Source organism: Stenotrophomonas maltophilia (genome assembly GCF_001274595.1).
In the GTDB taxonomy this organism is placed as follows: domain Bacteria; phylum Pseudomonadota; class Gammaproteobacteria; order Xanthomonadales; family Xanthomonadaceae; genus Stenotrophomonas; species Stenotrophomonas forensis.
In genome coordinates, this window is record NZ_CP011010.1 from 4120942 (window position 1) to 4143988 (window position 23047).

Here is a 23047-nt window from a genome sequence, read left to right on the forward strand (position 1 = left end):
GGCATGACCGTTTCGCTTACGTGGAGGATTTGCGCTTGAACACGCGCTGCACCACGACGAAGAACAGCGGCACGAAGAACACGCCGAGCACGGTGCCGACGATCATGCCGCCGAGCACGCCGGTGCCGATCGCCTGCTTGGCGCCGGAGCCGGCACCGGTGGAGATCGCCAGCGGTACCACGCCCATGCCGAAAGCCAGCGAGGTCATCACGATCGGGCGCAGGCGGTCGCGCACGGCATGCATGATCGACTCGATCAGGCTGGCGCCCTTCTCCAGGTTTTCCTTGGCGAACTCGACGATCAGGATCGCGTTCTTGCTGGTCAGGCCCACCGTGGTCAGCATCGCCACCTGGAAGTAGATGTCGCGTTCCAGGCCCTTGAAGGTGTTGGCCAGTACCGCGCCGAGGATGCCCAGCGGGGCGGCCAGCAGCACGGCGGTCGGCACGCTCCAGCTTTCATACATCGCGGCCAGGCACAGGAACACGATCATCAGCGACAGCGTGTACAGCAGCGGCGTCTGCGAGCCAGCCTGGCGTTCCTGGTAGGACATCGCCGTCCATTCGATGCCGAAGCCCGCCGGCAGCTGCTTGGCCAGCTGTTCGATCTCGGCCATGGCATCACCGGACGCGACACCCGGGGCCGGTTCGCCCTGGATCTCCATCGCCGACACACCGTTGTAGCGCTCCAGGCGCGGCGAACCGTAGTCCCAGTGCTTGCTGGCGAACGCGCTGAACGGCACCATCTCGCCCTTGTCGTTCTTCACCGACCAGAGGTCGAAGTCCTCCGGCACCATGCGGAACGGCTGGTCGGCCTGCACGAACACACGCTTGACGCGGCCGCGATCGACGAAGTCATCGATGTACGAACTGCCCCACGCGGCGGCCAGCGTGCCGTTGATCTGGTCGATCGACAGCCCCAGCGAGGTCGCCTTGGCCGCATCGATGTCGATGCGGAACTGCGGCGTGTCTTCCTGGCCGTTCGGACGCACGTTGGCCAGCTTCTTGCTGCCTGCGGCGAGCCCCAGCAGCTGGTTGCGCGCGGCCACCAGGGCCTCGTGGCCCTGGCCGCTGTTGTCCTTCAGGAAGAAGGTATAGCCCGAGGCGGTACCCAGTTCCGGAATGGCCGGCGGCGGGAAGGCGAAGATGAAGGCATCCTTGATCTGGCCCAGTGCCGCCATCGCGCGCCCGGTGATCGGCATCACGCCGTTGTCGGCGTCACGCTCGCTCCAGTCCTTCAGCTTGACGAAGGCCATGCCCGCGTTCTGTCCCATGCCGGCGAAGCTGAAGCCCTGCACCGAGAACACCGATTCCACCGCATCCTTCTCGTTCTGCAGGAAGTGGTTTTCCAGTGCCGTGATCGATTCCAGCGTGCGCTCCTGGGTGGCACCGACCGGTGCCTGCACCAGCGCCATCAGCACGCCCTGGTCCTCGTTGGGCAGGAACGAGCTGGGCAGGCGCACGAACAGCACGCCCATCAGCACGAACAGCGCCGCCACGATGCCCATGAAACGCCACGGACGGTGGATGATGCCGCGCACGCCACGCTGGTAGCTTTCGCTGGTGCGGTCGAAACCACGGTTGAAACCGTTGAAGAAACGACCGGACCAGCCCTTGTGCGCGACGTGGTGCTCGCCCTTCTTCAGCGGCTTGAGCATGGTCGCGCACAGCGCCGGGGTCAGCACGATCGCCACCAGCACCGACAACGCCATCGCCGAGACGATCGTGGCCGAGAACTGGCGGTAGATCACGCCGGTGGAGCCGCTCATGAAGGCCATCGGCACGAACACCGCCGACAGCACCAGGCCGATACCCACCAGCGCGCCGGTGATCTGCCCCATCGACTTGCGGGTCGCTTCGAGCGGCGACAGTCCTTCCTCGGACATGATGCGCTCGACGTTCTCCACCACCACGATGGCATCGTCCACCAGCAGGCCGATCGCCAGCACCATCGCGAACATGGTCAGCATGTTCACCGAGAAGCCCAGCATCGCCAGCACGCCGAAGGTACCCAGCAGCACCACCGGCACGGCGATGGTCGGGATCAGGGTGGCGCGGAAGTTCTGCAGGAACAGGTACATCACCACGAACACCAGCACGATCGCTTCGATCAGGGTCTGCACCACGCCCTTGATCGACACGCGCACGAACGGGGTGGTGTCGTACGGGATCTCGGCCTTCAGCCCGGCCGGGAAGAAGCTCTTCATGTCCTGCAGCGCGGCATCCACACCGGCCGCGGTGTCCAGCGCGTTGGCGCCGGTGGCCAGGGTGACCGCCAGGCCGCTGGCCGGCTGGCCGTTGTAGCGGGTGACGAAGTCGTAGGACTCGGCACCCAGTTCGACGCGGGCGACATCACCCAGGCGCAGTTCGGCACCGTCCTGCGCACCGCGCACGATGATGTTGCGGAACTGTTCCGGGGTCTGCAGGCGCGACTGCGCGTTGATGGTGGCGTTGAGCTGCTGGCCCTTGACCGACGGCGCACCGCCAAGCTGGCCGATGGCCACCTGGGCGTTCTGCGCCTTCACCGCTGCCGTCACTTCGGCAACCGACAGGCCGTAGGTGTGCAGCTTGTTCGGGTCCAGCCAGATGCGCATGGCGTACTTGCCACCGAACACCTGGATGTTGCCCACGCCCGGCACGCGGCTCAGACGGTCGACGACGTTGGAACCGACGTAGTCGGCGATGTCGTTGGCGTCCATGCTGCCATTCTCGGACACGAACGCGATGACGTTCAGGAAGCCCGAGCTGGACTTGGCCACGTTGATGCCCTGCCGCTGTACTTCCTGCGGCAGCAGCGGCATGGCCAGCTGCAGCTTGTTCTGCACCTGCACCTGGGCGATGTCCGGGTTGGTGCCGCTCTCGAAGGTCAGGGTGATGGTGGCCTGGCCGTTGGACGAGCTGTTGGAGGAGAAGTAGATCAGGCCATCAAGGCCCTTCATGTTCTGCTCGATGATCTGCGTCACCGAGTCCTCGACCACCTTGGCCGATGCACCCGGATAGGTGGCGCTGATTTCCACCGCCGGCGGTGCGACGTTGGGGTACATCGAGACCGGCAGCTTGAACAGGGCCAGGCCGCCGGCGAGCATGATGATGATGGCGATCACCCATGCAAAGATGGGTCGATCGATGAAAAAGCGTGCCATGGGGTTCTCCGCTTACTTCGCGTCGCCGGCCGGGGCGGCAGGCTGGGCGGCTGCCGCCGGCTTGGCCGGTGCAGCGCCCTTCTCGGTGGCCTTGACCGGCATGCCGGGGCCGATCTTCTGCAGGCCTTCGACAATGACCTTGTCGCCGGCCTTCAGGCCGTCATCGACCAGCCACTTGTCGCCGACCGTGCGGCTGACCTTGACCGGGCGCACTTCGACCTTGTTGTCCTTGTCGACCACCATCGCCGTGGTGTCGCCCTTCGGATCACGGGCGATGCCCTGCATCGGCACCAGCACCGCATCGCTGCGCACGCCGCCGCCGATCACCGCACGCACGTACATGCCCGGCATCAGCAGGCCGTCGGGGTTGTCCACCTTCACGCGCAGGCCGAAGCTGCCGGTGGCCGGATCGACGCTGACCTCGGAAAACTCCAGCGTGCCCTTGTGCTCGAAGGTGCTGCCGTCTTCCATCAGGATGCTGACCGGCAGGGTCTGGTTGTCCTGCAGGCGGCCGGCGGCCAGTTCGCGACGCAGCTGCAGCAGCTCGGCCGAGGACTGGGTCAGGTCCACATAGATCGGGTCCAGCTGCTGCACGGTGGCCAGCGCGTTGGCCTGGCCGGCGCTGACCAGCGCACCCTGGGTGACGCTGGACTTGCCGATGCGGCCGCTGATCGGCGCGGTGATGCGGGCGTAGCCGAGGGTGACGTTGGCCGCGTCCAGCGAGGCCTTGGCGGCACCGACATCGGCCTCGGCCTGCTTCTGCGCGGCCACGGCGTTTTCCAGGTCCTGCTGGCTGACCGCGTCGACCTTGGCCAGCTCGGTGATGCGCTTGGCGCTCAGCCGGGCGGCGTTGGCGGTGGCTTCGGCGCGGGCCAGCTGGGCGCGGGCGTTGTTGGCCTGGGCGCGGTAGCTGGCGTCATCGAGCTGGTACAGCGGCTCACCGGCCTTGACCATGCCGCCCTCGGTGAACAGGCGCTTGGCAACGATGCCATTGACCTGCGGGCGCACTTCGGCCACCAGGAAGGCATTGGTACGGCCGGGCAGTTCGCGGGTCAGGCCCACGGTCTCGGACTTCAGCGTGACCACGGTGACGTCACCCGGGCCCTGTTCGGGGGCCTGGGGTTGGCCGCCACAGGCAGCCACGGTCGCGGCGATGGCCAGCGACAGCGCGAAGGGTCGGATTCGGCTCAGCAACATGACGGAAAGGCTCTTAGGGGAAGGAATCTCAAAAAACGCTGATACGGGCCAGAAGCGCCAGCAGACAACGCATGCCGGCGGTGAGTGGTAGCCAGAACGGGCCTGCCACGCACACGACGGGAATGATGGGTGCGAAATATACATACATGCGTGTTTGTTTGTAAACCGGTACAATTCAGCCACGTTTCACCCGCACTCGTACCCACACCCATGGCCCGCAAGACCAAAGAGGACACCCAGGCAACCCGGGAAGGCATCCTTGACGCCGCCGAAGCCTGCTTCCATGAACACGGCGTGGCCCGTACCACGCTGGAGATGATCGGCGCCCGCGCTGGCTATACCCGTGGCGCGGTGTACTGGCACTTCAAGAACAAGAGCGAGGTGCTGACCGCGATCGTCGAGCGCGTGCACCTGCCCTTCATGCAGGAACTGGAACGCACCTCCACCGACCAGCGCGATACCCCGGTGGAAGACCTGCGCGCGGTGATGATCCACTCGTTCATCGAGCTGTCCGAGGACGAGCGCCTGCGCAAGACCATGGAGATCATGCTGCGCAGCGATGCCTCGGCCGACACCAGGGTGCTGACCGAAATGCAGCAGGCCGGTTTCCGCGATGCGCTGGACCGCATGGAACGGGCGTTGCGTCGCGCCGGGGACCTGGGCCAGCTGCGCGACGGCGCCGACCCGAAGATCGCCGCGCGCATGCTGCACGCCACGGTGCTGGGCGTGCTGCATGGGGCGATGGTCGAACCGGAACTGATGGACCTCAAGCGCGACGGCATGCTCGCGCTGGACATGACCCTGGCCGCCTACGTGAAGGACGGCGTATTCGTGCCCGGAACGGTGCCCGAGCCGTTGCCGGAGGGGTGAACCGGGTTGCGCCTGGCGCCGCGGCCCTGCACCCTCCCTGCTTCTCCCCGGAAACGCAGCGATGATCCTGGACAACGTGGTATGGGGCTTCATCGGTTGCGGCAGCGTCACCGAAAAGAAGAGTGGCCCTGCGCTGGCCGGCACGCCCGGTTCACGGGTGGCTGCCGTGATGCGCCGCAATACGGCACTGGCCGAGGATTACGCACGGCGCCATGCGATTCCCCGCTGGTATGCCGATGCCGATGCGCTCATCGCCGATCCGGAGGTGAACGCGATCTACGTCGCCACGCCGCCCTCCACCCACATGCAGTACGCGTTGCAGGCCATTGCGGCGGGCAAGCCGGTCTATATCGAAAAGCCCATGGCCATGGACCATGGCGAGTGCGTGCGCATTCTGGAGGCCAGCGCACGCAGTGGCGTACCGGTGTTCGTTGCCTATTACCGCCGCGCCCTGCCCCGCTTCGCGAAGGTCAAGCAGTTGCTGGACAGCGGCGCGATCGGTACGCCGCGCAGCGTGCGCGCGACCCTGCATCGGCCACACTCGGCGCATGCCACATCGCCGGACTTCTGGCGGACCAACCCCGCGATCTCCGGCGGCGGCCTGTTCGTCGATCTCGGCTCGCACACCCTGGACCTGCTCGACCATCTGCTGGGCCCGCTGAGCGATGTCAGCGGCCTGGCCAGTTCTCAGGCAGGCGCGTATGCCGCCGAGGACAGCGTCTCGATGTGCTTTCGCACCGGAACCGGTGCGCACGGCATCGCGCAGTGGAGTTTCTGCGCATTCCGGCGCCAGGATGAGATCGAAATCACTGGCGACCGTGGGCAGCTGCGTTTTGCCACCTTCGAGGACGTCCCGGTGCTGCTGGAAACCGACGCGGGCATGCAGGCGTTCGAGATCCCGAACCCGCCGTCGATCCAGCAGCCGTTGATTGCCACCCTCGTGGACGAACTGCGCGGCCACGGGCGCTCGCCCTCGACCGGCCTCAGTGCCGCCCGCACCAACGCGGTGATCGACCAGGTACTGCAGGCCTACCGCGCCAGACAGTGAATCCACGCCATGCGTGGATGCCCTTCGCGCCAAAAAAAGGCCGCCTTTCGGCGGCCTTGTGCGTTACAGGATGTAGCGGCTCAGGTCCGGGTCCTGCACCAGCTCGCCCAGGTGGGCATCGACGTAGGCACTGTCGATGGCCAGCGTCTCGCCGTCGCGATCCGGTGCCTCGTAGCTGAGCGAATCCAGCAGGCGCTCCAGCACGGTATGCAGGCGGCGCGCACCGATGTTTTCCTGGCGCTCGTTCACCTGGAAGGCGATCTCGGCCAGGCGCTCGATGGCATCGGCGGTGAAGCTGACCTTGACGCCCTCGGTGGCCAGCAGCGCTTCGTACTGCTTGGTCAGCGCGGCCTTCGGCTCGGTCAGGATGCGCACGAAATCGTTCTTGCTCAGCGCGCCCAGCTCCACGCGGATCGGGAATCGGCCCTGCAGCTCCGGAATCAGATCGCTGGGCTTGGCCAGGTGGAACGCGCCCGACGCGATGAACAGGATGTGGTCGGTCTTGATCGTGCCGTACTTGGTGGACACGTTGGAGCCTTCCACCAGCGGCAGCAGGTCACGCTGCACGCCTTCGCGCGACACATCGCCGCCGCCCACGTTATCGCCACGCTTGGCGACCTTGTCGATCTCGTCGATGAAGACGATGCCGTGCTGTTCGCAGGCTTCGATCGCCGCGGTGCGGATGTCGTCCTCGTTGACCAGCTTGCCGGCTTCTTCCTCGATCAGCAGCGGGCGCGCGGCCTTGATGGTCAGCGTGCGCTTGTGCGCCTTGGCACCGCCACCGAGGTTGGCGAACATCGACTTCAGCTGCTGGCCCATTTCCTCCATGCCCGGCGGGGTCATGATGTCCATGCTGACATTGGCGGCCAGGTCGAGTTCGATCTCGCGTTCGTCCAGTTCGCCATTGCGCAGCATCTTGCGGAACTTGATGCGGGTCTCGTTGTCCTGCGCCGACGGCTCGTTGCGGGCCACTTCCGGATCGAAACCGATGCCACCACTGCGGCGCGGCAACAGCGCATCGAGGATGCGGTCTTCGGCGCGTTCTTCGGCCTGCGTACGCACGCGCACCTTGGCCTGCTCGCGGTACAGCTTCACTGCAGTATCGGCCAGGTCACGGATGATCTGCTCGACGTCCTTGCCGACGTAGCCCACTTCGGTGAAGCGGGTCGCTTCGACCTTGACGAACGGCGCGTTGGCCAGCGTGGCCAGGCGGCGCGCGATCTCGGTCTTGCCGACGCCGGTCGGGCCGATCATCAGGATGTTCTTCGGCATCACTTCATTGCGCAGCTCGGGCACCAGCTGCATGCGGCGCCAGCGGTTGCGCAGGGCGATGGCCACCGCGCGCTTGGCGTCGTGCTGGCCGACGATGTGCCGGTCCAGTTCCTGCACGATCTCGCGCGGGGTCATGGTGGCGGAGGAAACTTCGATCTTCGACATGGATGTGCTCACGGATTCGTTGTCGGTCGTGCCGGCCACTGGCCGGCAACCAGGCACGCGCGTGGGGGATCATGAGGGTGCCGGCCAGCGGCCGGCACGACCCTCAGAGCTCCTCGACCACCACGTTGCGGTTGGTGTAGATGCAGATGTCGCCGGCGATGCCGATCGCCTCGCTGGCAATGGTGCGTGCATCCAGTTCGGTATGCGCCATCAGCGCGCGGGCAGCCGACAATGCATAGGAGCCACCGGAACCGATGGCGATGATGCCGTCCTCCGGCTCGATCACATCGCCGGTGCCGCTGATGATCAGCGAGGTTTCCTTGTCGGCCACCGCCAGCAGGGCCTCCAGCTTGCCCAGGCGGCGCTCGGTGCGCCAATCCTTGGCCAGCTCGACCGCCGCGCGCTGCAGCTGGCCGTGCTTTTCCAGCTTGGCCTCGAACAGCTCGAACAGGGTGAAGGCATCGGCGGCGGCACCGGCGAAGCCGGCCAGCACCTGGCCGTCGCGGCCCAGGCGGCGCACCTTGCGCGCATTGCCCTTCATCACGGTGTGGCCCAGCGTGACCTGGCCGTCGCCGGCAATGGCCACGTGCTCGCCGCGACGGACGCAGACGATGGTGGTGGCGTGGAAAACGTTGGGGTTCTGACTGGGGTCCATGCGGCCTCCGATAGCTGTTCACGGGACATGGGGACAGCGCCGGGTGCGATCAAGCCTGCGCGGATGGCTGCCGTTCAGCGCTTTGCTTGCGAAGGCCGCTCCGGATTGGGCTCGATCCCCCAGGCGAGGTACCAGTCTTCACCCTGCGTCTCGATCGGATGCTGGGTGCGGCCGGAGCCATTGCCGCAGGCCAGCGCGTCGGCCGCGCAGTAGCGGTCGCAGCCCCAGCAGATACGCTCGGGGTGTTTGGGATGCAGGGGAATCGGCTTCGCCATGGTGGCGCTGTCCTCGTGGCCTGCGGCCACGGTGCGCCGGTTGCATCCGACCTGCCCTGATCCAGATCAAGGACGGGCTATTCAGCCTTGTCGCCCTTGCTGCGGCGCTTGGCGCGTGGATGCGCGGCGTCGTAGACCTTGGCCAGGTGCTGGAAATCGAGGTGGGTGTAGATCTGGGTGGTGGCGATGTCCGCGTGGCCGAGCAGTTCCTGCACGCCACGCAGGTCACCGGACGATTCCAGGATGTGGCTGGCGAAACTGTGCCGCAGCATGTGCGGGTGCACGTGCTTGAACAGGCCCTGGCGCTGCGCCAGCTGGCGGATGCGGATCTGCACCGCGCGTTGGCTGATCGGCCCGTTGCGGCCGGGAAACACCGGCGAGGCCGGGCCGCCCCCGCTTTCCGCACGCCACGCCTGCAGTGCTTCGCGTGCCGGCCGCCCGAACGGTACCCGGCGCTGGCGATTGCCCTTGCCCATCACGTTGACCAGGCCGCTGGCGAAGTCCAGGTCGCGCCAAGTCAGCGCGCAGACTTCGCTCAGGCGCAGGCCCGAGGAATAGAACAGCTCCAGCAGCGCGCGATCGCGGCGGCCGAGTTCACCTTCCGGTTCCAGTTCGACCAGCTGCACCGCTTCGTCGGCATCGAGCACCTGCGGCAACCGCCGCGGTGCACGCGGCGCTTTCAGCGTCGCCGCCGGGCTGACCTCGATGCGGCCGTGCTTCAGCAGCCACGCGTAGAAACTGCGGCAGGCGGACAAGCGGCGCTGCAGGCTCTTGGCCGACAGCCCACGGCGATGCTCATCGGCGACGAACTGGCGCAGCGTTTCGGCATCGAGCGCTTCCACGGCCATGCCACGCGGCTCGGCCCATGCCGACAGCGCGTCCAGGTCGCGGCGGTAGGCGTCGAGCGTGTGCGCCGACATCCGCCGCTCCACCTGCAGGTGCTGCAGGAAGGCCTGTACCGCGCTCATCGTCGTCGTACCCTGCTCAGCCCGCGAAGCGCTTCAGGCCGGTGACCAGGGCGTCGCCCATCATGCGCAGGAACAACGTGCCCATGCCCGGGTAGAAGCGGTTCGGGTCATGGCTGCCGACCGCGATCAGGCCCACACCGGGCAGCGGCAGCAGTGCGGTGGTCTGCACTTCCTCGCTGCGCACGCCATACAGCACGGCATTCTTTTCCGGCTGCAGGCGGCCGCAGATCGGCTCGCCATCCTTCAGGCAATCGCGGAACGGACCCAGCTGCGGATCATCGGCGGCGATCACCTGCAGCCAGTCGGCCTGTTCCAGTCCGGCCACCGGCGTGTGCACCACCAGCCGCACCAGATCGCCGGCGAAGTCTTCCTGCAACGATGCGGCCATCGCGCGCAGGGTGTCGGCGGCGTTGTCCTGCTTCATCAGCGCCAGGGTCAGCTGGTGCGTGCGCACCGCCAGGCGTTCATTGACCTGGGCGGTCGCGCCCAGGTCGGCCAACCGTCGTGCCAGCTCGCGGTTCTTCTCGCGCAGCACTTCCAGCTGGTAGCTGGCCAGCGACGCGGTCGGGCCGTCGTCACGCGGCACCACCAGGGTCAGGGCCAGGTCCGGGAACTGCTTGAGGAAGCCCGGATGCCGCCGCAACCAGGCGGCAACTTCATGGGCCCCGAGCTTGTCGACGGTTTCGGTCATGCGATCCACTCCCCTTCGAAGACGAATGCGGTCGGGCCCGCCATCACCACCGGCTGGCCGTCGCCCGGCCACTGGATGCGCAGATCGCCCCCAGGCAGGCTGATGCGGGCATCGTGCTGCAGGCGGCCACGCTGCATCAGGGTCACCGCAGCGGCGCAGGCGCCACTGCCGCAGGCCAGGGTTTCGCCGACGCCGCGCTCGAACACGCGCAAGCGTGCGTGCGCCGGGCCCATCACCTGGGCAAAGCCCACGTTCACCGAACGCGGGAACGACGCATGCTGCTGCAGCAGCGAACCGACGCGCTCGACCGGTGCGGCATCGATCAGGCCCACTTCGATCACCGCATGCGGGTTGCCCATCGACACCGCGGCAAACCGCACGCTCTCGCCCTGCAGCGGCAGCAGGTATTCCTCACGGGCGTGGGCAAAGCCCATCAACGGCACGTTGGCCGGCTCGAATGCCGGCACGCCCATGGTCACCGCGAACTGGCCATCGCCCAGCACCTTCACTTCATGGCTGGCCAGCGGGCTGTCGATGACGAACGCATCGCCCTGCGCACTGCCCTCGCGCACCAGCCACGCGGCAATGCAGCGCGCGCCGTTGCCGCACTGCTCGGAGTTGGAACCGTCGGCATTCCAGATCCGGTACGAGGCCACCGAACCGTCCGCACGCGGCGCTTCGATGGTCAGGATCTGATCACAGCCCACGCCGGTATGGCGATCCGCCAGGCGCGCGGCCAGCCCGGGCGTGGGCGGCGCGGTGCCGTCACGCAGGTCGATCACTACGAAATCATTGCCCGCGCCATGCATCTTGCTGAAGCGCAGGGCGCTGGAACCGGCCTTACCCATTCCCGCCGCCCGCCTTCTTCGCGGGCGCGGGCGCCGGCGGGATGGTCGGTGCGGCCGGGTCCGCGGTCGTGGCCGGAGTATCGCTGCCCTGGGTCTGCGCCGGGGTCGCCTCGGTGGCGGGTTCGGCAGCCGGCTCGACGGCTTCTTCCACCGGCACCGGCTTCTGCGGCAGTACCAGCGGGCCCTTGTTGCCGCAGGCGGCAAGGAACAGCAGCGAGGCCGCTGCCAGCGGAATCAGGATGACGTTTCGATGGGGGATCTTCATGCCCCGAGTATAGCCATTGGCGGCTGAGCGGTTGGTGCAGGGGAACGCGTTGCCGGCCAGCGGCCGGCACTACCGCTCCGGCGGCGGCAACGGCCGCGTCCACAGCCAGATCGCCACCACGGTCATGCTGCCGATCGAGAACCACTTCACCCAGGCGATCGGCACGCACCACAGCATGATGGCGGCACACACCGCCATGGTGATCGTGGCCATCCACTTGCCGTAGCGGCTGACCGCACCATGCGCCTGCCAGTTGGCGATGGCCGGGCCGAAGCGCGGATGCTGAATCAGCCACGTGTGCAGGCGTTCGGAACCGCGCGAGGCGGCCCAGGCCGAGATCAGGATGAATACGGTGGTCGGCAGCCCCGGCACGAAGATGCCGACGATGCCGGTTCCCAGGCTGACGTAGGCCAGCAGCCACCACGCCCAGCGGAAACGCACCACGCGCGGTGGCGTGGGGACGTCGCGGGGGGCGGAAGGATCAGGCGCGCTCATGGCCGAAGGATACCGGTTCAGGGTGCCAGGCAACGCCCGGCACCCCGTTGCGATCACGGCTGGACGATGCCCAGCTGCTGCAGCACGAACGCATACGACTCGGACAGCTCGCGGTAGCGCTGGAAGCGCCCCGACTTGCCACCGTGGCCGGCTTCCATGTTGGTGCGGAACAGGATCGGGTAATGGCCGGCGTTGTCGTCACGCAGCTTGGCCACCCACTTGGCCGGCTCCCAGTACTGCACCTGTGAGTCCCACAGGCCGGTACCGACGAACAGCGCCGGATAGGCTTGCTTCTTCACGTTGTCGTAGGGCGAGTAGGACAGCATGTAGTCGTAGAACGGCTTCTGCTCCGGGTTGCCCCACTCGTCGTACTCATTGGTGGTCAGCGGAATGGTCGGGTCGAGCATGGTGGTGACCACGTCGACGAACGGCACCTGCGCCACCATCACCCGGTAGTCCTGCGGCGCCTGGTTGGCCACCGCACCCATCAGCAGGCCACCGGCACTGCCACCGGAGGCGGCGACGCGATCCTTCGCCGCCCAGCCCTGCGCGACCAGGCCCCGGGTGACGTCGATGAAGTCGTTGAAGGTGTTCTGCTTGTGCAGCAGCTTGCCGTTCTCGTACCAGTCGCGGCCCATCTCCTGGCCACCGCGGATGTGGGCGATGGCATACACCACGCCACGATCGAGCAGGCTCACCGCGGTCTGGTTGAAGTACGGGTCCATCGACATGCCGTAGCTGCCATAGGCGTACTGGAACAGCGCGCCCTTGCCGTCCTTCTGGTAGCCCTTGCGGTAGACCAGCGACACCGGCACCTTCACGCCATCGCGCGCGGTGATCCAGACGCGATCGGTCTCGTACTTCGAGGCGTCATAGCCGATCACCGGCTGCTGCTTCAGCTGGCGACGCTCGCCGGTGGCGGTGTTCAGCTCGAACACAGTGGTCGGGGTGGTCATCGAGGTGTAGACGTAGCGCAGCCACGGCGTATCAGCCTCGGTGTTGTCGCCCAGGCCCATCGAGTACGCCGGCTCGTCGGCCTTCACGTAATCGCTGTGGCCGTCCTTGAACAGCAGGCGGATGCGCTCCAGGCCTTCGGAACGTTCGGCGATGGCGGTATAGCTGTCGAACAGCTCGAAGCCTTCGATGAACACCGCATCGTCGTGTGCGATCCAGTCCTTCCACTGCGCGCGCGAGGTCGCGTCGGTCGGTGCGGTAACCAGCTTGAAGTTCTTCGCGCCATCGTTGGTGCGGATCACCCAGCGGCCGTCGTAGTGATCGGCGTCGTACTCGACGTCGCGCTGGCGCGGCGCCAGCACGGTGAAGGTGGTCGGGTCGCTGGCCGGCGCATAGCGCTCTTCCGAGGACACGGTGCTGTGCACGCCGATGGTGATGAAGCGATCGTCGCGGGTGCGGCCGATGCCCATGTAGAAGCTGTCGTCCTTCTCTTCGTAGACAACGCTGTCGGCGCTGGCCGGGGTGCCCAGCACGTGCTTCTTGACGCGCACGGTCAGCAGGGTTTCCGGATCGTTCTCGACGTACAGCACGGTGCGGTTATCGTCGGCCCAGACCAGATCGCCGGAGCTGCCGGTGATCACATCGGGCAGCACCTTGCCGGTGGTCAGGTCCTTGAAGCGGATCGTGTACTGGCGACGGCCGACGTCATCGTCGGCCCAGGCCAGCAGCTGGTTGTCCTGGCTGACTTCCATCGAGCCGACGCTGAAGTAGCCCTTGCCGGCCGCCATCGTGTTGACGTCCAGCAGGATTTCCTCGGCCGCATCCATGCCACCCTTGCGGCGCGCATGGATCGGGTAGTCCTGGCCGGTCTCGAAGCGGCTGTAGTACCAGTAGCCGCGCTCGCGCGCCGGCACGCTGGAATCGTCCTGCTTGATGCGGCCGACGATCTCCTTGTACAGGGTGTCTTCCAGCGGCTTCAGCGGTGCCAGCAGCTGGTCGGCGTAGGCATTCTCGGCCTGCAGGTAGGCCAGCATGTCCTTGTTCTCGCGCTTGTCGTCGCGCAGCCAGTAATAGTCGTCGTTGCGGGTCGCGCCGAACGGCGCCTTGACCACGTGCGGATGCTTGGCGGCATCCGGCGGAACGGGCGGAGTGGCAGCGGTAGCGGTGGTGGTCATCAGGCTGGCAAGCAACAGGCAGAGGGTGGATTTCATGAGATAAGGCTCCAGGTGCGGTTACGCAATGGCGTCCATGGCACAGGTAGAGTCGAGCTTGCTCGACTGACCGCAACAGCAGTCGAGCAAGCTCGACTCTACCACTGCAGCGGACAGTTCATCCCGACGTTGCCGGCCAGCGGCCGGCATTACCCCCGGCGCGCGGCGTACCATGGGCGCATGAGTACCCTGCCCCACACGCCGGGCTACAGCCGGCGCAGCCATGAAATCGCCCCGTTCCACGTGATGTCCCTGCTGGCCCGCGCGCAGGCGCTGGAACAGGCCGGCCATGATGTGATCCATCTGGAGATCGGCGAACCGGACTTCACCACCGCCGAACCCGTGGTGCGCGCCGGCCAGGCCGCACTGTCCTCCGGCCACACCCGCTACACCGCCGCACGCGGCCTGCCGGCCCTGCGCCAGGCGATCAGCGGCTTCTATCGCAGCCACTACGCGCTGGATATCGACCCCGAGCGCATCCTGGTCACCCCGGGTGGTTCCGGTGCGCTGCTGCTGGCCAGCAGCCTGCTGGTCGATCCCGGCCGCCACTGGCTGCTGGCCGACCCGGGCTATCCCTGCAATCGCCACTTCCTGCGCCTGGTCGAAGGCGGCGCACAGCTGGTGCCGGTCGGCCCGGAAACCGCCTATCAGCTGACCCCTTCGCTGGTGGAACAGCACTGGAATGCCGACAGTGTCGGCGCGCTGGTTGCCTCACCAGCCAATCCGACCGGCACCGTGCTGTCCGCTGATGAACTGGCGGCACTGTCGCAGAGCCTGCACGCACGCGGTGGCCACCTGGTGGTGGACGAGATCTACCACGGCCTGACCTACGGCCTGGACGCGCCCAGCGTGCTGCAGGTGGACGACAGCGCGTTCGTGCTGAACAGCTTCTCCAAGTACTTCGGCATGACCGGCTGGCGGCTGGGTTGGCTGGTGGCACCGCCTGCGGCCGTGCCTGATCTGGAGAAGCTTGCCCAGAACCTGTACATCAGCGCGTCGAGCATTGCCCAGCATGCAGCGCTGGCCTGCTTCAGCGAGGAATCGATGGCGATCTTCGAGCAGCGCCGCGAAGCGTTCCGCCAGCGCCGTGACTTCCTGCTGCCCGCGTTGCGCGAACTGGGCTTCCGCATCGAAGTCGAACCGCAGGGCGCGTTCTACCTGTATGCCGATGTCAGCGCGTTCACCGACGACGCGCAGGCGTTCTGTGCCCACTTCCTGGAAACCGAGCACGTGGCGTTCACCCCGGGCCTGGATTTCGGCTTCCATCGCGCCAACCAGCACGTGCGCCTGGCGTACACGCAGGAAGTGCCGCGATTGCAGGAAGCGGTGGCACGGATTGCGCGTGGATTGAAAAGCTGGGGCGCCTGATCGCCCCGCGCAAACGGCATCCACGCATGGCGTGGATGCATGGAACCCAAAGAAAAACGCCGCCCTGGGGCGGCGTTTTTCATTTCATCACTTGCCGCCCAACCGCTCCCACAGGAAGCTGTAGGCCAGCGCCGACATATGCGCTGCCTGCGCATTGTTGGCTGCGCCGCCGTGACCGCCTTCGATGTTCTCGTAGTAGGTCACGTCCTTGCCGGCGTCGATCATCTTCGCCGCCATCTTGCGGGCATGGCCCGGGTGCACGCGGTCATCGCGGGTGGAGGTGGTGAACAGCACCGGCGGGTAGTTCTTCTTCGCGTCGAACAGGTGGTACGGCGAGAAGGTCTTGATGAACTCCCAGTCACTGGTGTCCGGGTTGCCGTACTCGGCCATCCACGAGGCGCCGGCCAGCAGGTGGCTGTAGCGCTTCATGTCCAGCAGCGGCACCTGCACCACCACCGCACCGAACAGTTCCGGGTACTGGGTCAGCATGTTGCCGGTCAGCAGGCCGCCGTTGCTGCCGCCCTGCACGCCCAGGTGCCTGGCGGTGGTGATCTTGCGCTTGACCAGGTCACGCGCCACCGCGGCCATGTCTTCATAGGCCTTGTGGCGGTTCTGCTTCAGCGCCGCCTGGTGCCAGCGCGGGCCGTACTCGCCACCGCCACGGATGTTGGCGACCACGTACACGCCGCCCTTCTCCAGCCAGGCGCGGCCCATGCCACCGGAGTAGCTCGGGGTCAGCGAGATCTCGAAGCCACCGTAGCCGTACAGCAGGGTCGGATTGGAGCCATCCAGCTTCATCGCCTTGTCGTGCACCACGAAGTACGGCACGCGGGTGCCGTCCTTGCTGGTGGCGAAGTGCTGCTCGATCACCTTGCCCTTGGCATCGAAGAAGGCCGGCATGGTCTTCAACGTTTCCGGCGGCTGGCCGATCTCGGCCAGGGCCAGCGTGGTCGGGGTCAGGTAGTCGGTGGCGGTCAGCCACACCGCGTCACTGTCGTTGCTGTCCACGGCGGCCACGCCCAGCGTGCCGAAGGCCGGCGCACCGACGAAGCGGCTGGTCTGCCAGCCATCGGCGCCCGGAGTCAGCACCGACAGGCGGTTCTTGACGTCGTCCAGCACGTTCAGCACCAGGTGGCTTTTGGTCCAGGTGGCACTGGCCAGCGAGGTGGTCGCGGTCGGGGTGAACAGCACCTCGAAGTCACGCTTGCCGGCCAGGAAGTCGTCCAGTTTGGTCGCCAGCAGCGAACCGGACGCATAGGTCTTGCCACCCACGGTCCACGGATCGCGCAGCTCCAGGGTCAGCCACTGCTTGTGCAGGCCTTTCTCGGCCGAGTTCGGCGCGTCGATCTTGGTCAGCGTGCCGTCGTCGCCACGCAGGTAGATCTCGTTGTTGTAGAACGCCAGCGTGCGGCTGACCAGGTTGCGCTCGAAGCCCGGGGTGTCATCGTGCATCGCCGCGATGTACATGTCTTCCGGCTTGCCTTCGTACACCACGCTGGCCGAGGCCATCGGCGTGCCGCGCTTCCACAGCTTGGCCACGCGCGGATAGCCGGACGTGGTCATCGTGCCGGCACCGAAGTCGGTGTAGACGAACACGGTGTCGCGGTCGATCCAGTTCAGGCCACCCTTCGACTCCGGACGGAAGAAGCCGTCCTTGATCCAGGTCTTGTTGGCCAGGTCGAACTCGCGGGTGACGTCGGCATCGGCGCCGCCGCGCGACAGCGCGATCAGGCAGCGGCTGTAGTCCGGGCGCAGGCAGTCGGCGCCGTGCCAGACCCAGTTCTCGCCCTCGGCCTTGTTCAGCGCGTCCAGGTCGAGCACGGTCTCCCACTGCGGCGAGGCCTTGCGGTACTCGGCCAGCGTGGTGCGCCGCCACAGGCCGCGCTCGTGCTGCTGGTCCTTCCAGAAGTTGTAGTAGTAGTCGCCGATCTTCTGCACGCCGGGGATCTTGGCATCGGAGTCGAGCACCTCGCGGATGCTGGTCTCCATCTGCTTGAAGGCCGGGGTCTGCGCCAGGCGCGCCTCGGACTTGGCGTTCTGTTCCTTGACCCAGGACAGCGGCTTGTCGCCGGTGACGTCCTCCAGCCAGGCGTAGCGATCGGTGTCTTCAGCGGCCACGGCGGTCCCCACCGAGGCAGCGGTCATCATGCCGGCCAGCAGGCAGGCGGAAGCGAGTCGTGACATTGCAGCTCCAGGCAGTCATAAGCCGTGGAACGCTAGCACGGAATGTCGCGGTCGCCCCCGTGTCGAAGGTCAGGCCGTGGCCGCCGGGCGGCGTCGACCGCGCGCAGCCGAAGCCGGACGGCGCCGCGCCTGTCCACCGGTACGACGTGCCAGCCGCAGCCATGACAGGCGCGGCAGCGGGAAACGCAGCAGTGCCCACCACGCCACCAGCGGCATGCCGACCAGCCACATCGGCAGCCAGCCCAGCCAGGCGCTGCTGCCGCGTGCGGCCGGCCAGACCAGCACCAGTGCCACGCCGGCCAGCGCCACCTGCTGCACGCCGCGCAGCAGGCGTGGATCGGCGCGCTCGAAGATGACGCGTTCAGTTGCAGGGCGACGGACGGTACGTACGTTCATGGGGCTTCTCCGGTGGACAATGCAACACAGCGTGGGCAAGGGCCTTCTCACGGACTGCGACACCATTGACGGATCGCGTGCACACAGTCGACCATGCGCGTGCAAGCCCACTGGAGCCCGCTCCCGCATGACTTCGATCCGCCCGTTCTGCGCCGTGCTGCTGGCCCTGTCGCTGGCGGGCCCCGCCGTGGCCGCCAGTGAGCCGCCATCGTCCCGCGCCACCGACGCGGCCGCTCTGGACGCGCCGATCGACCTGAAGCGCTTCATGGGGACCTGGTACGTGATCGGCCGCGTGCCGAACTTCATCGAACGCGGGCATGTCGCCAGCGTCAACGAATACGAGCTTCGCGACACGCACAAGGTCGGCATCACCTACCGCTACCGCGACGGCTTCGGTGAACCGGTGCAGGAGGTACGCGCACGCGCCAGTGTCGATCCGGACAGCGGCAACCACGGCTGGCGTACCTGGTTCTACCGTGTCGTGCCGACCCATTCGCGCGTGCTGGAAGTGGCCCCGGACTATTCCTGGGCGCTGATCGGTTACCCGGGCCGCGAGATGGCCTGGATCTTCGCGCGCAAGCCGGACATGGACAAGGCCCTGTACAAGGAGCTGGCCGAGCGCCTGCGCGACGAGTACGGCGTGAATACCGACAAGCTCAAGCGCGTGCCGCAGCATCCCGACCAGGTCGGCAAGCTGGGCTACGAAGTACCGAACGTGCGCTGATCGGATCGTGGCTGCGGAGCCGGGTCCGTGCGACCGGCTTCACGCCGCGCGTGGCTGCACCCGGCGTTCGATTTCGCTGCGTGTTGGCAAGGTCTTCAGATCGTAGGCCGCCTGCATCGCGAGCCAGGACGCGGCATCCCCACCGAAATGCCGCGCCAGCCGCGCCGCTGTATCCGCCGAAATGCTGCGTTGGCCGTGCACGATGGCGTGCAGTCGCGTTGCGGGCACATCCAAGGCCTTCGCCAGCGCATTCACGCTCAGCGCCAGGGGCAGCAGGAACTCTTCGCGCAGGATCTCGCCAGGATGGATGGCGCGCATGCCGTTGTGGGGACGCTTCATGGCGGGCACCTCAGTGATAGTCAACAATTTCCACGGCGTCGGCGCCGCTGTCGGTCCAGGTAAAGCAGAGCCGCCACTGATCGTTGATACGAAGGCTGTATTGCCCTCTCCGATCGCCTGACAGCGCCTCCAGGCGGTTCCCGGGCGGGCTGCGAAGGAAGGCCAACGTCTGTGCCGAATCGAGCAGTTGCAATTTGCGTTCTGCCACGCGCCGGATTGGACGCCAGGCACGGGGGCAGGTTCCTTCAAACAGGGCGCGGGTCTGCTTGCAGCGGAATGAACGGATCATTCCGTTCAACGTATTACGTTGAACGGAACATACCAAGGAAGGCGCTGTGCTGCCAGTCCCAGTCTGGCGATATCGATTCCTGATGGGCGTGGCGGCTTCCAGAGTCCCGCGCTATGACAAGCCCAATATCGACGTTCTGCAGGTTGCCGGCCAGCGGCCGGCACTACCCGAGCGATGCCGGGCGTCGCCCGGCACCCCGTTACTTGCGGCTGTAATGCGCGACCAGACGGTCGCCCAGCATCTGCAGCAGCTGCACCAGCACCAGCAGCAGGACCACGGTGACCAGGGCCACGTCGGTGTGCGACCGCTGGTAGCCGTCGCGGAAGGCCAGGTCGCCCAGGCCACCGGAACCGATCGCACCGCCCATGGCGGTGAAGCCGATCAGGGCCACGGTGGTGACCGTGGCACCGGCGATCAGGCCGGGACGCGCTTCCGGCAGCAGCACGCGGGTGACCAGCTGCCAGGTGGTGGCGCCCATCGCCTGGGTCGCTTCGATCACACCGCGGTCAACCTCGCGCAGCGCGGTCTCGACCAGGCGCGCATAGAACGGCGCAGCACCAATGACCAGCGGCACGATCGCGCCGCGCACGCCCAGCGAGGTGCCCATCAGGAACAGGGTGACCGGGATCAGCACGATCATCAGGATGATGAAAGGCACCGAGCGCAGCAGGTTCACCACCAGCGCCAGCACGCCATAGGCCAGCGGCCGGCGCTTCATCTGCGGCGCCCCGAACAGGTACAGCAGCACGCCCAGCGGCAGGCCTATGGCCAGGGTCAGTGGCAGCGAACCGAGCAGCATCAGCAGGGTGTCGAGGGTGGCCTGGCCGATATCGGCCCACTTGCCCGCATCCAGGTGGCGGAAGAAGCCGCCGGCAGTGGCGATGATCATCGACGCAGTTCCTCAACGTGCACGCCGGCGGCCACGAACGCGGCCTGCGCGGCGGACTGGTCACCGCCCACCAGGGCGACCACCAGCTGGCCATACGGAGTGTCCTTGATCCGGTCGATGCGGCCGGACAGGATGTTGTAATCGACACCGGTCTCGCGCGCGACGCTGCCCAGCAAGGGCTCGTAGGTGTCGCCGCCGAGGAAGGTCAAGCGCACGATGCGGCCACCAACGGCGTCGAAATCACGGTGCAGCGCGCCTTCGTCGACATGCTCCGATTCACTGACGAATCGGCGCGTGGTCGGGTGCTGCGGGTGCAGGAACACCCGGGTGACCGGTCCGGTCTCGACCATCTGCCCGGCATCGAGCACGGCGACGCGATCGCAGACGCGACGGATCACGTCCATCTCGTGGGTGATCAGCACGATGGTCAGGCCCAGCTCGCGGTTGATCTTCGACAGCAGCGACAGCACCGAGGCGGTGGTCTGCGGGTCGAGCGCGCTGGTGGCTTCGTCGCACAGCAGGATCTGCGGGCGCGTCGCCAGCGCGCGGGCGATGCCGACGCGCTGCTTCTGGCCACCGGACAGCTGCGCCGGGTACTTCTGCGCATGCGCCTCCAGGCCCACGGTCTGCAACAGCTCGGCCACGCGCGCGTCGATCTCCGCCTTCGGCGTGCCGGCCAGCTCCAGCGGGAAGGCGACATTGCCGGCCACCGTGCGCGACGACAACAGGTTGAAGTGCTGGAAGATCATGCCGATGCGCCGCCGCAGCGCGCGCAGGCCATCGGCGTCCAGTGCGGTGACATCCTCGCCACCGATCAGCAACCGGCCGCCACTGGGTTCTTCCAGGCGGTTGATCATGCGGATCAGGGTCGACTTGCCCGCGCCGGAATGGCCGATGATGCCGAAGACCTCACCGGCCTCGATGGTCAGGTCCAGCGGTTGCAGCGCGCTGACTTCGCGGCCGGCAACGGCATAGGATTTGTGCAGGCGCTGGAACTCGATCACGGGCGTGGCTCACCGGCTGGGTGACGGAAGGGGGCGTGCAGCCTACCAGCGCCGGCGCTCACGCGCCCGCGCCATAAGCCGGAATGTTATTCCTTTTGGTTCTAAGCCGCCCAGCCCGGTCGTGCCGCCCGCTGGCCGGCAACCGCCTTACGGGTGGTCCAGCGGCTTTGGCGGCTCCTGCCGGTTCACCCGCTCACGGTGCAGCAGGTACAGGCCGGAAGCGACAATAATCGCCGCGCCCACCCAGGTGTAGCCGTCCGGCAGCTGGCCCCAGAAGGCCAGATCCCAGCCGATCACCCAGACCAGGCCGCTGTACTCCAGCGGCGCGATCATCGAGGCTTCGCCCAGCTGGAAGGCCTTGGTCAGGGCGATCTGGCCCAACGCCCCGGCCAGGCCCATGCCGGCGATCAGCGGCGCGTGCGCCAATTGCAGCGGCACCCAGCCGGGCAGGGCCAGCAGGCCGGCGCCAACGGCCATGATCACCAGGAACCACACCACCATCGACTGCGAGGTATCGGTGCGGGTCAGCAGGCTGACCGTGATCGCGGCCACGGCGTAGGCGGTGGCCGCGGCCAGCACCATCAACCCCGGCACCGAAATGAAGCCGTCCACGCCCGGCCGCAGCACCACCAGCACGCCGACCAGGCCGATGCCGATGGCGACCCAGCGCCGCGGCCCGACCCGTTCGCCCAGCAGCGGCACCGACAGTGCGGCGATCAGCAGCGGGGCGACAAAATAGATGGTGTAGGCGGTGGACAGCGGCAGGTCGCGCAGGGCGAACACGAAGCAGCCGATCATCGCCATGCCCAGTGCGCCACGCAGCAGGTGCAGGCCCCAGCGTCGCGGTACCAGCGATCGCGGGCCGGCGCTGACCAGCACCCAGACCAGCACGAATGGCAATGAGGCCGCGCCGCGCAGAAAGGTCACTTCCAGGGTTGGATAGCTGGCCGACAGCTGCTTCATGCCAGCGTCCATCAGCGAGAAACAGGCGACTGCCGCGACCATCCAGGCCACCGCGCGCGAGGGGGAGCGTTGCACGTTCATGGCCCATTATCGCCGACCGCGCCGGATTGTAGAGCCGAGCCATGCCCGACTGCCGCCCTTCTGTAGAGTCGAGCTTGCTCGACTGGCGCCGTTCTGTAGAGTCGAGCTTGCTCGACTGCTCTTCACAAAACAGTCGAGCAAGCTCGACTCTACAAAAAGCTGGCAGGCCGGCACGATAGAATGGCCCTCACTGAATCCTGCGGAGCTGCGCCCATGCCTTCCTTCGACGTCGTGTCCGAAGTCGACACCCACGAACTGACCAACGCCATCGACCAGGCCAACCGCGAGCTGGCCACCCGCTTCGACTTCAAGGGCGTGGACGCGAAGTTCGAACGCGATGGCGATGTCATCAACCAGACCGCGCCGACCGAGTTCCAGCTCAAGCAGATGAACGACATCCTGCGCGCCCGCCTGGCCGCGCGCGGCATCGACGTGCTCAGCCTGGAATTCGGCGACATCGAGACCAACCTGGCCCAGGCCCGACAGAAGATCACCGTCAAGCAGGGCATCGAGCAGAAGATCGCCAAGAAGATCGCCGCTGCACTGAAGGACGCCAAGCTGAAGGTGGAAAGCCAGATCAACGGCGACAAGCTGCGCGTGCAGGGCAAGAAGCGCGACGACCTGCAGGACGCCATTGCCGTGCTCAAGGCCGGCAAGTTCGAGCTGCCGCTGCAGTTCAACAACTTCCGCGACTGAGGCCTGCGCCGGGCGTGACCCGGCGCTGCCACCGGCAGGTACGACGGCGCGTTGCCGGCGA

23 protein-coding genes are annotated in these 23047 nt (G+C 66.8%); 5 read left to right on the forward strand and 18 right to left on the reverse strand.

Annotation, left to right across the window (positions count from 1 at the left end; all coding sequences use genetic code 11):
• Window positions 1-16: 16 nt before the first annotated feature.
• On the reverse strand, window positions 17-3139 hold the full coding sequence (smeE, locus tag VN11_RS18740; protein WP_053450834.1) for a multidrug efflux RND transporter permease subunit SmeE: 3123 nt from the start codon (window positions 3137-3139) through the stop codon (window positions 17-19).
• Between the two features lie 12 nt (window positions 3140-3151).
• Complete coding sequence (gene smeD / locus VN11_RS18745; protein WP_008265543.1) at window positions 3152-4336, reverse strand: multidrug efflux RND transporter periplasmic adaptor subunit SmeD; 1185 nt, start codon at window positions 4334-4336, stop codon at window positions 3152-3154.
• A gap of 210 nt (window positions 4337-4546) precedes the next feature.
• Here smeD and smeT point away from each other — a divergent pair, with 210 nt between their 5' ends.
• Together smeT and VN11_RS18755 are read left to right on the forward strand one after the other, a co-directional pair.
• On the forward strand, window positions 4547-5206 hold the full coding sequence (gene smeT / locus VN11_RS18750; RefSeq protein ID WP_053450835.1) for an efflux transporter SmeDEF transcriptional repressor SmeT: 660 nt from the start codon (window positions 4547-4549) through the stop codon (window positions 5204-5206).
• A 61-nt stretch (window positions 5207-5267) separates the two neighbouring features.
• Entirely contained in the window at window positions 5268-6254 is a 987-nt protein-coding gene (locus VN11_RS18755; RefSeq protein ID WP_053450836.1) for a Gfo/Idh/MocA family protein, read from the forward strand.
• A gap of 63 nt (window positions 6255-6317) precedes the next feature.
• Here the strand turns inward: VN11_RS18755 and hslU are convergent, their stop codons facing one another.
• From hslU to VN11_RS18800, 9 genes are all read right to left on the reverse strand, one after another.
• Entirely contained in the window at window positions 6318-7691 is a 1374-nt protein-coding gene (gene hslU, locus VN11_RS18760) for an ATP-dependent protease ATPase subunit HslU (RefSeq protein WP_006471086.1), read from the reverse strand.
• A 103-nt stretch (window positions 7692-7794) separates the two neighbouring features.
• Window positions 7795-8346 carry an ATP-dependent protease subunit HslV gene (gene hslV, locus VN11_RS18765; protein WP_005411093.1) on the reverse strand — a complete coding sequence of 184 codons (552 nt, stop codon included), beginning with the start codon at window positions 8344-8346 and terminating at the stop codon, window positions 7795-7797.
• A gap of 74 nt (window positions 8347-8420) precedes the next feature.
• Entirely contained in the window at window positions 8421-8621 is a 201-nt protein-coding gene (locus VN11_RS18770) for a DUF3079 domain-containing protein (RefSeq protein ID WP_006471087.1), read from the reverse strand.
• 77 nt (window positions 8622-8698) lie between these two features.
• Window positions 8699-9589: a tyrosine recombinase XerC gene (gene xerC / locus VN11_RS18775; RefSeq protein ID WP_006471088.1), complete on the reverse strand. Its 891-nt coding sequence runs from the start codon at window positions 9587-9589 to the stop codon at window positions 8699-8701.
• 16 nt (window positions 9590-9605) lie between these two features.
• Window positions 9606-10280: a DUF484 family protein gene (locus tag VN11_RS18780; RefSeq protein ID WP_053450837.1), complete on the reverse strand. Its 675-nt coding sequence runs from the start codon at window positions 10278-10280 to the stop codon at window positions 9606-9608.
• Window positions 10277-11128 (reverse strand): diaminopimelate epimerase, encoded by an 852-nt coding sequence (gene dapF, locus VN11_RS18785; RefSeq protein ID WP_053450838.1) that lies wholly within the window; start codon window positions 11126-11128, stop codon window positions 10277-10279. The genes VN11_RS18780 and dapF overlap by 4 nt, the downstream gene beginning before the upstream one ends.
• Window positions 11121-11393, reverse strand: a complete 273-nt coding sequence (gene lptM, locus VN11_RS18790; RefSeq protein ID WP_053450839.1) for an LPS translocon maturation chaperone LptM — start codon at window positions 11391-11393, stop codon at window positions 11121-11123. Before lptM ends, dapF begins: the two co-directional genes overlap by 8 nt.
• A gap of 69 nt (window positions 11394-11462) precedes the next feature.
• Entirely contained in the window at window positions 11463-11888 is a 426-nt protein-coding gene (locus VN11_RS18795) for a YbaN family protein (protein WP_053450840.1), read from the reverse strand.
• A 53-nt stretch (window positions 11889-11941) separates the two neighbouring features.
• Complete coding sequence (locus VN11_RS18800; protein ID WP_053450841.1) at window positions 11942-14053, reverse strand: S9 family peptidase; 2112 nt, start codon at window positions 14051-14053, stop codon at window positions 11942-11944.
• A 180-nt stretch (window positions 14054-14233) separates the two neighbouring features.
• Here VN11_RS18800 and VN11_RS18805 point away from each other — a divergent pair, with 180 nt between their 5' ends.
• Window positions 14234-15421 (forward strand): pyridoxal phosphate-dependent aminotransferase, encoded by a 1188-nt coding sequence (locus tag VN11_RS18805; protein ID WP_053450842.1) that lies wholly within the window; start codon window positions 14234-14236, stop codon window positions 15419-15421.
• A gap of 87 nt (window positions 15422-15508) precedes the next feature.
• On the opposite strand, the gene VN11_RS18810 is transcribed toward VN11_RS18805, so the two are convergent.
• Both VN11_RS18810 and VN11_RS18815 read right to left on the reverse strand, forming a co-directional pair.
• Window positions 15509-17605: a prolyl oligopeptidase family serine peptidase gene (locus VN11_RS18810; protein WP_053450843.1), complete on the reverse strand. Its 2097-nt coding sequence runs from the start codon at window positions 17603-17605 to the stop codon at window positions 15509-15511.
• Between the two features lie 69 nt (window positions 17606-17674).
• Complete coding sequence (locus VN11_RS18815) at window positions 17675-18001, reverse strand: hypothetical protein (protein WP_053450844.1); 327 nt, start codon at window positions 17999-18001, stop codon at window positions 17675-17677.
• 127 nt (window positions 18002-18128) lie between these two features.
• Here VN11_RS18815 and VN11_RS18820 point away from each other — a divergent pair, with 127 nt between their 5' ends.
• Window positions 18129-18725 (forward strand): lipocalin family protein, encoded by a 597-nt coding sequence (locus VN11_RS18820; protein WP_080374966.1) that lies wholly within the window; start codon window positions 18129-18131, stop codon window positions 18723-18725.
• 39 nt (window positions 18726-18764) lie between these two features.
• Here the strand turns inward: VN11_RS18820 and VN11_RS18825 are convergent, their stop codons facing one another.
• The 5 genes from VN11_RS18825 to VN11_RS18845 form a co-directional block, all read right to left on the reverse strand.
• Window positions 18765-19064: a HigA family addiction module antitoxin gene (locus VN11_RS18825; protein ID WP_006471116.1), complete on the reverse strand. Its 300-nt coding sequence runs from the start codon at window positions 19062-19064 to the stop codon at window positions 18765-18767.
• Between the two features lie 10 nt (window positions 19065-19074).
• Entirely contained in the window at window positions 19075-19353 is a 279-nt protein-coding gene (locus tag VN11_RS18830; protein ID WP_053450845.1) for a type II toxin-antitoxin system RelE/ParE family toxin, read from the reverse strand.
• Between the two features lie 199 nt (window positions 19354-19552).
• On the reverse strand, window positions 19553-20242 hold the full coding sequence (locus tag VN11_RS18835; protein ID WP_006471118.1) for a methionine ABC transporter permease: 690 nt from the start codon (window positions 20240-20242) through the stop codon (window positions 19553-19555).
• Window positions 20239-21246: a methionine ABC transporter ATP-binding protein gene (locus tag VN11_RS18840; RefSeq protein WP_006471119.1), complete on the reverse strand. Its 1008-nt coding sequence runs from the start codon at window positions 21244-21246 to the stop codon at window positions 20239-20241. Before VN11_RS18840 ends, VN11_RS18835 begins: the two co-directional genes overlap by 4 nt.
• Before the next feature lie 147 nt (window positions 21247-21393).
• On the reverse strand, window positions 21394-22290 hold the full coding sequence (locus tag VN11_RS18845; protein ID WP_006471120.1) for a DMT family transporter: 897 nt from the start codon (window positions 22288-22290) through the stop codon (window positions 21394-21396).
• 213 nt (window positions 22291-22503) lie between these two features.
• On the opposite strand from VN11_RS18845, the gene VN11_RS18850 reads away from it, so the two are divergent.
• Window positions 22504-22986, forward strand: coding sequence for a YajQ family cyclic di-GMP-binding protein (locus VN11_RS18850; RefSeq protein WP_006471121.1), 483 nt, complete (start codon window positions 22504-22506; stop codon window positions 22984-22986).
• The last annotated feature ends 61 nt before the right edge of the window (window positions 22987-23047 follow it).

Excerpts from the sequence above, each read along its gene's own strand:
- smeE (WP_053450834.1), bottom strand. The coding sequence starts at position 3,139 with ATGGCACGCTTTTTCATCGATCGACCCATCTTTGCATGGGTGATCGCC.
- smeD (WP_008265543.1), bottom strand. The coding sequence starts at position 4,336 with ATGTTGCTGAGCCGAATCCGACCCTTCGCGCTGTCGCTGGCCATCGCC.
- smeT (WP_053450835.1), top strand. The coding sequence starts at position 4,547 with ATGGCCCGCAAGACCAAAGAGGACACCCAGGCAACCCGGGAAGGCATC.
- VN11_RS18755 (WP_053450836.1), top strand. The coding sequence starts at position 5,268 with ATGATCCTGGACAACGTGGTATGGGGCTTCATCGGTTGCGGCAGCGTC.
- hslU (WP_006471086.1), bottom strand. The coding sequence starts at position 7,691 with ATGTCGAAGATCGAAGTTTCCTCCGCCACCATGACCCCGCGCGAGATC.
- hslV (WP_005411093.1), bottom strand. The coding sequence starts at position 8,346 with ATGGACCCCAGTCAGAACCCCAACGTTTTCCACGCCACCACCATCGTC.
- VN11_RS18770 (WP_006471087.1), bottom strand. The coding sequence starts at position 8,621 with ATGGCGAAGCCGATTCCCCTGCATCCCAAACACCCCGAGCGTATCTGC.
- xerC (WP_006471088.1), bottom strand. The coding sequence starts at position 9,589 with ATGAGCGCGGTACAGGCCTTCCTGCAGCACCTGCAGGTGGAGCGGCGG.
- VN11_RS18780 (WP_053450837.1), bottom strand. The coding sequence starts at position 10,280 with ATGACCGAAACCGTCGACAAGCTCGGGGCCCATGAAGTTGCCGCCTGG.
- dapF (WP_053450838.1), bottom strand. The coding sequence starts at position 11,128 with ATGGGTAAGGCCGGTTCCAGCGCCCTGCGCTTCAGCAAGATGCATGGC.
- lptM (WP_053450839.1), bottom strand. The coding sequence starts at position 11,393 with ATGAAGATCCCCCATCGAAACGTCATCCTGATTCCGCTGGCAGCGGCC.
- VN11_RS18795 (WP_053450840.1), bottom strand. The coding sequence starts at position 11,888 with ATGAGCGCGCCTGATCCTTCCGCCCCCCGCGACGTCCCCACGCCACCG.
- VN11_RS18800 (WP_053450841.1), bottom strand. The coding sequence starts at position 14,053 with ATGAAATCCACCCTCTGCCTGTTGCTTGCCAGCCTGATGACCACCACC.
- VN11_RS18805 (WP_053450842.1), top strand. The coding sequence starts at position 14,234 with ATGAGTACCCTGCCCCACACGCCGGGCTACAGCCGGCGCAGCCATGAA.
- VN11_RS18810 (WP_053450843.1), bottom strand. The coding sequence starts at position 17,605 with ATGTCACGACTCGCTTCCGCCTGCCTGCTGGCCGGCATGATGACCGCT.
- VN11_RS18815 (WP_053450844.1), bottom strand. The coding sequence starts at position 18,001 with ATGAACGTACGTACCGTCCGTCGCCCTGCAACTGAACGCGTCATCTTC.
- VN11_RS18820 (WP_080374966.1), top strand. The coding sequence starts at position 18,129 with ATGACTTCGATCCGCCCGTTCTGCGCCGTGCTGCTGGCCCTGTCGCTG.
- VN11_RS18825 (WP_006471116.1), bottom strand. The coding sequence starts at position 19,064 with ATGAAGCGTCCCCACAACGGCATGCGCGCCATCCATCCTGGCGAGATC.
- VN11_RS18830 (WP_053450845.1), bottom strand. The coding sequence starts at position 19,353 with ATGATCCGTTCATTCCGCTGCAAGCAGACCCGCGCCCTGTTTGAAGGA.
- VN11_RS18835 (WP_006471118.1), bottom strand. The coding sequence starts at position 20,242 with ATGATCATCGCCACTGCCGGCGGCTTCTTCCGCCACCTGGATGCGGGC.
- VN11_RS18845 (WP_006471120.1), bottom strand. The coding sequence starts at position 22,290 with ATGAACGTGCAACGCTCCCCCTCGCGCGCGGTGGCCTGGATGGTCGCG.
- VN11_RS18850 (WP_006471121.1), top strand. The coding sequence starts at position 22,504 with ATGCCTTCCTTCGACGTCGTGTCCGAAGTCGACACCCACGAACTGACC.